The sequence below is a fragment of the uncultured Methanobrevibacter sp. genome, assembly GCF_946184425.1.
Classification (GTDB): Archaea; Methanobacteriota; Methanobacteria; order Methanobacteriales; family Methanobacteriaceae; genus Methanocatella.
Genome location: NZ_CAMHFP010000071.1, coordinates 1 through 5,671, shown reverse-complemented (window position 1 = coordinate 5,671; position 5,671 = coordinate 1). Strand labels below are relative to the sequence as shown.

Annotated in this window: 5 protein-coding genes; 4 read left to right on the top strand and 1 reads right to left on the bottom strand. The window is 32.3% G+C overall.

Features of this window, described 5'->3' with window-relative positions; genetic code table 11:
* Positions 1-680: 680 nt before the first annotated feature.
* Positions 681-1,427, top strand: a complete 747-nt coding sequence (gene fdhD, locus Q0P94_RS10270; protein ID WP_295116308.1) for a formate dehydrogenase accessory sulfurtransferase FdhD — start codon at positions 681-683, stop codon at positions 1,425-1,427.
* Here fdhD and hxlB read toward each other — a convergent pair whose 3' ends face one another.
* Positions 1,428-2,018, bottom strand: a complete 591-nt coding sequence (gene hxlB, locus Q0P94_RS10265) for a 6-phospho-3-hexuloisomerase (RefSeq protein ID WP_295116306.1) — start codon at positions 2,016-2,018, stop codon at positions 1,428-1,430. It lies immediately after the preceding gene.
* Positions 2,019-2,181: 163 nt separating this feature from the next.
* On the opposite strand from hxlB, the gene Q0P94_RS10260 reads away from it, so the two are divergent.
* From Q0P94_RS10260 to thiC, 3 genes are all read left to right on the top strand, one after another.
* Positions 2,182-3,048: a LysR family transcriptional regulator gene (locus tag Q0P94_RS10260; protein ID WP_295116304.1), complete on the top strand. Its 867-nt coding sequence runs from the start codon at positions 2,182-2,184 to the stop codon at positions 3,046-3,048.
* Positions 3,049-3,218: 170 nt separating this feature from the next.
* Entirely contained in the window at positions 3,219-4,133 is a 915-nt protein-coding gene (locus Q0P94_RS10255) for a carbohydrate kinase family protein (RefSeq protein ID WP_295116302.1), read from the top strand.
* A gap of 245 nt (positions 4,134-4,378) precedes the next feature.
* Positions 4,379-5,671: phosphomethylpyrimidine synthase (thiC, locus tag Q0P94_RS10250; RefSeq protein ID WP_295116300.1), on the top strand; the 1,293-nt coding region annotated here is incomplete at its 3' end.

The following is a 5,671-nucleotide window of genomic DNA, read 5'->3' as shown; positions in this document are numbered from 1 at the left end:
GCAGTTATCAAGCAGTACGCAGAACCGCTTCTTTTCTCTATTGGCAAGGATGAGCCAGAGTATTACGAAGCAAAGAGACTTCTTAAGTTCCTTGATTATTTTGTAAGTGTAGACAGTTCCTTCCTTCCACATAATTCAATCTGCAGAGAGTTCGTTGGTGGAAGCTGCTTTAAGGTATGATCATGAAATATAATAAAGATTATTTTGATGATGTCAGGCTGGCTAGTGAGGCTGTGCCTGACATCACAGCGTTATTTAATAAAAAGATATTTATAACAAAAATTAATTAAGAAAATTAAAAAAATACGAATATAAATTATTATCATATCATATATTTATATATAATAAAAAAATTTACGTTAGTAAAAATTATTTAAAAAAATAATAAATCTAAAAAGAATTTAATGTAAATTAAACAAAAATGCAAAGTGAATTTAACCTACAACTAATAAATTTCGATTAAAACAAAAATTAAATATTAATTGATAATTGTTTGTATATAATGAAACAAAAAAATATTCAAAATGAATTGGTTTAACCATCATACATATCGGATTTTGACTGAAATTTATATAAATAATAATTAATTTGATATAGATAAAAACATTAAATGATAAAATAAATACAGATATATAAAAAAATTTATCATAATATAATATATACACATCGAGGGGCATAATATGAAAATTGAAGAAATCGATGCAATCCATTACAAAAATGGAGATACTGAAAATGCAAAAGAGAAAGTTGTCAAAGATGAAACAATTACCTTAACCATTAATGGAGATATAAGTCGCAGCTTATCAGCAATTGAGGATTCTCTTGAAGAATTTACAGTAGGATACCTATTCAACGAAAATATGGTAAATTCAATGGACTCCATCAAAGAAATTAAAGTTGAAGGAAGTCAGATATATGCAGAAATTGATGATACCTTACTTAAAACAAATGAAACTGTGCTCTGTTCAGATTCTGCAGGAGGATGGAGAAGCAAAATCAAAACAGTAAATCCTGTTGAATCAGATTTTCAGGTTAAAGTTGAAGAATTGATTGCAAGAATAGAAGAGCTAAAAGACAATGCGGAAATTTGGCAAGCCACTGGCGGAACACATGTAGCAGGAATTGTTTATAAGGATCAGTTTATTGTAAAAGAAGATGTCAGCCGTCACGTTGCTGTTGACAAGGTCATCGGATACGGACTATTGCATGACTTTGATTTATCCAACTCATATGTAATTTACAGCGGAAGAATGCCTGCAGACATGGTTATAAAAATGACAAGAGCAGGCGTTCCAATACTTGCATCCAATGCCGCACCCGCCAATTCAGGTTATAATATTGCAAAAAAAGGAAATATTACATTAGTCGGCTTTTTACGAGGCCAAAGATGTAATATTTATAATAATCAAAATAGAGTAATTTTTTAATTACTCTAATACTGTATGTCTAGCTTTCAAATCGCTTTCAGTCTGTTGCATCTTTTCCATCAGTTCAGACACGATAGCATCTAAAAATACTAAAGTAGTTAATTCAAAAGCAGTTCCAAGCGGAGTTAAAGAAGTATAGTTTCCATGGATTTGACGTTTCATATAATTTTCATCATCCACTTCTTTTTTAGTTCTTCCTTTAACAAGAAGGTAACCGTCAGCTAATTGACCCAAAGTTGATTCTGGATAAGAAGTAACAGCTAATACTTTAGAACCTCTATTTTTAGCAATTCTTGCTGCAGAAACAATAGTGTTAGTTTCACCAGATCCTGAAATAGCAATTATACAATCATCCTCATAAATTGCAGGAGATATTGTCTCACCTACCACATATGAACTTAACCCCAAATGCATCAATCTCATTGCAAAAGCTTTAGCTGCAAGTCCGGATCTTCCTGCTCCAGTAACGAAGATATTCTTAGAGTTTATAATAATCTCTTCAAATTGTTCTATAGTTTCTTCGTCTAAAAATTCTTGAGCAGTTTCAATATTATTCAATATAGCCCTAATAGAAGTCTTCATTATTTCCATTTTATCTAATTCCCAAAAATATTTAAAAGATATTACTAATTATGAACACAATTTTATAAATAATTAATGTAAAAATCTAATCAAATAGAAAATTTAGAAGATTATTATAACTAATTATAATATATATTATATACATCTAAACCAAAGGTTGGAATAAAGTCATATGAAATTTAAAAGCAATGGACTAATAAGTTTGGAAATTGACGGAAAGATATACGATCATAAATTATTTGAAAGTTTGGAATCTCTTGCAAAAACAAGGTCACAAAGACAATCTGCAAAAGAATTAAACATCTCACATACAGTATTCAACAGAAGACTTTTGAAAGCAGAAGAAAAACTGGGTATAAAAATTACCAAAAAAGTAGGAAATGGCACTCTACTGACCGAAGAGGGAATTGATTTGCTTAATGAATTTAGAAAATATCAAATCCAAATTCAAAAAACATCAAATATCAATATAGCCGGAGGGCACATCAGTTCCGGACTTTTGGAAAGTATACATCATCCATTCAACATAAATGTGTACAGCAGCAGCGACAAAGATGCATTCGAACTTGCAAAAAGAGGTGCTGTTGACATACTAACCTTGGACGATCCGTTGATTGCATATGAATTGAATATTGATTTTACACCAATAGCTTATGATTATCTTGTTTTAATTTCAAGCCCAAAAGCAGAAGAAATTAAAAGTATAAATGACCTGGAAGGACTTGAATTTGTAAATGTTGAAGGTTCCGCTCAAAGGCTTGCCTGGAACAGTTTAAAGCATTATGATATTGACTACCAATTGAAAACTACCGTAAATTCACAATTTGATGCATTCAAATTAGTTAAGAAATCTGAAAATTTGCACAGCTTTTTAAACGCCAGTTATTTTAAAGGAAATGAAATCTTAAAATTTGATACTCGGCATGTAATAAGCCTGATTAAAGTAAATGAAGACAAACCCCAAGTTGATGAATACATAGAATTTTTACTAAATGACGGGCAAAAACTAATTGAAAATCAGGGATTTACTTTAATATAACTATTACTTTTCAAATGCTCATGGATAAAAAAAATTATACTTATTTTATATAATATGAATATACACTCATACGACACCATGAAAAATCATATATACTCAGATATGATTTTTCAAAACATTAAATAATGATAAAAAACAATATTAAAATGAAATATTAAAAGGCGATTATTATGGCGAAAAACAGAGATTTACTAGCAATTGGTCACTCTGCTCATGATTATATAATTAGAGTGCCTGAATTTCCTAAAGCTAACTTTTCAGCACCAATTACCAATATGAAAACATTTAATGGTGGGGCTGCTGCAAATGTGGCTTGTGTTGGAGCAAACTTAGGATTGAAAACTTCATTAGTATCCGCAGTTGGTGGAGACTTTAAAAAAACTGAATACTATGAACATATGCAAAATTTAGGTATTGACACCGAATCATTAATCATAGTCCCGGGTGAAGCAACCCCAACAGCTTTTGTTTTAACTGACGATAACGAAGACCAAATCAGTTATTTTTACTGGGGAGCTGCCCGTGAATTTGCAGAAAGTAAAGTTCCGGCATCTGCTATAAAAAATGCTGAAGCAGTGCACCTTGCAACTGGAGACCCTAATTTTAACTGGAAATGTTCTGAAGAAGCAAAAAATGAAGATATTCTTGTTTCTTTTGATCCTGGGCAAGATTTAGGCATGTATGATACTAAAAAATTAAAAGATGTGATTGAAAATACCACCATCCTTTTTGGAAATCATCATGAAATCGAGAGGATTTTAGAAGCTCTTGAAACTGATCTTACAGGCCTTAGGGAATTAGGTCCAAAAATAATTGTTAAAACTTGCGGAGCTAAAGGCAGTGAAATTTACTCAAATGAAGAAAAGATTAAAATTGATGCAATAACCAGAGAAGCAATAGACCCAACAGGTGCTGGAGATTCATACAGAGCAGGATTTTTATCAAGATTCTTAAATGGAGAATCATTAGAAGAATCAGCTAAATTTGCATCATCTGTTTCATCATTTATTGTCGAACAGCAAGGCTGTCAAACCAACATGCCTAGTTTTGACGATGCATTTGAAAGAATGAATGGATTTTATTAAATCTATTCTTTTTACTATTTTTTAAAGTTAACTTTATTTTTCTCAATAACGCTTTAATTCAACTATAAAAAATTAACTTAACTTATTTTTTAAAAAAAACTTTAAATAAATCAAATAAAATAGAATTGACCAATAATCCCAATAATTTAAATACTATTAAATTAAAATAATGAATATCAACTTACTATGAGAATATTTTAAATTAAATTTGACTGTTATAAATCTTAATTGAGAGATGATTTAAGATGACACAAATTAGTGATGCAAAAAAAGGTATATTAACCGATGAAATGAAACATGTTGCAGAAATTGAAGGTGTTTCAGAAGATTTTATTTTAAAATCTGTCGCTAACGGAACCATTGTTATTCCAGGGAATGTGCACAGAGATATAGAAGCAGCAGGTATTGGTGCAGGACTTAGAACAAAAGTAAATGCAACTGTAGGTACTTCAACTGATATTGTTAACTTTGATGAAGAAGTCAAAAAAGCACAAATCGCTATTGACAACGGCGCCGACTGTTTAATGGAATTGAGTATCGGTGGAGACTTGGATGTTATAAGAAGAAGAGTACTTGACATGTCCCCATTACCAGTGGGATCAGTACCCGTCTATCAAGCTGCAATTGAAAGTATTAGAAGGGACGGTTCCGTAATTTACATGACTGAAGATGATTTATTCAATACCATTGAAAAACAAGCAAAAGACGGTATTGACTTTATGGCAATCCACAGTAGTATCAATATTGAAACATTAACCAGACTTAAAAGACAAGGACGTGTAACAGGATTAGTCTCAAGAGGAGGCTCATTCATGTCCGGATGGATTGTTGAAAATGAAAAAGAAAATCCATTATATGAAAACTTTGATTACGTTTTAGAAATTGCTAAAGAACATGATGTAGTTCTTTCACTTGCTAACGGTATGAGAGCAGGATCTATCGCTGATTCAACTGACAGGGCTCAAATCCAAGAATTGATCATTTTAGGAGAATTAATCGACAGATCACGTGAAGCTGGAGTACAATGTATGATTGAAGGACCAGGACACATCCCAATCAATGAAATTCCAACTAATGTAATGATTCAAAAGAAAATGTGTTCCAACGCTCCTTTCTATATGCTTGGACCTATTGTATGTGATGTGGCACCAGGTTACGACCACATCGTATCCGCTATCGGTGCAGCATCCTCTGCAAAAGCAGGAGCAGACTTCATCTGTTATGTAACTCCTGCAGAACACTTAGCTCTCCCAGACCCAGATGATGTAAGAGAAGGTGTAATCGCAACTAAAATAGGAGCTTACGCTGGAGATTTAGCAACCGGACAAATTGACGGTTCACAAGATTTAGCTATGGCTGAAGCTCGTAAAAAACTCGATTGGGAAGCACAATATGAATGTGCAATGTTCCCAGAAGCTGCACGTGCAAAAAGAGACCAAAGACCTCCTGAAGAAGAAGACACCTGTACAATGTGTGGTAACTTCTGTGCAGTAAAAATCGTTAACGAATGGTTAGACCAATCCGATTCTGACTTAATC